Genomic DNA, 630 nt, shown 5'->3' with positions numbered 1-630 from the left:
GCTCGGGCAGCCCGTGCGCCTCGCAGTGCGCGCGCACCAGGCCGGGCAGCGCGCCCGCGTGCAGCTTGGAGGGGTTCACCACGACGGCGACCCGGAGGGCCGCCTGCACGCTCTGCGGCACCGCCCGCCGTCCGTCCCGGCGCCGCATCCGGGCCTGCAGCGACCAGGCGCCGACGGCTACCGCGAGGACCAGTACGCCGATGCCGATCGCGACGATCCCGAGCCAGGCCTGCCACTCCATGGGGTCAGAGTACGGGGCCTGCCTGAGGGTCGATCAGCTACGGACGTTCGAGCCCGCGTGCCGCACGGCGTCCACCGCGCCGCGCATCTTGCGGGCGTTCACGGCGAGCAGGACGTCGCGGTACTGGGCCGCCCGGTGGATCTGGCCCTTGAGGTCGTTGGCGGACGCCCGGTGCTTGAGGTCGCACGGCACCTCCACGGCGACGTACCCCTTGCGCAGGAGGTCGATCGTCATGCCCGTCTCGACGCCCCAGCCGCGGGCGAGCGGCGTGGCGGCCTCGAAGGCCTCCCGGGTGAGGCAGCGCATGCCGGACAGCGGCTGCGACGGGCTCCAGCCCGTCATGGCCTCGATCGCCCGGCGGGACGCGCCGACGACGACGCCGCGGCCGC

2 pseudogenes are annotated in these 630 nt (G+C 75.2%); both read right to left on the bottom strand.

Features of this window, described 5'->3' with window-relative positions:
• Window positions 1-241: pseudogene (locus PROKR_RS34415) on the bottom strand (diacylglycerol/lipid kinase family protein); the annotation flags it as partial.
• 33 nt (window positions 242-274) lie between these two features.
• A pseudogene (locus tag PROKR_RS31495) lies at window positions 275-630 on the bottom strand (glycosyltransferase family 2 protein); the annotation flags it as partial.

This window comes from Promicromonospora kroppenstedtii DSM 19349 (genome assembly GCF_000515355.1).
Taxonomy (GTDB): domain Bacteria; phylum Actinomycetota; class Actinomycetes; order Actinomycetales; family Cellulomonadaceae; genus Promicromonospora; species Promicromonospora kroppenstedtii.
The sequence above is the reverse complement of the archived record's forward strand: the minus strand, read 5'-3'. Positions and strand labels throughout refer to the sequence as shown.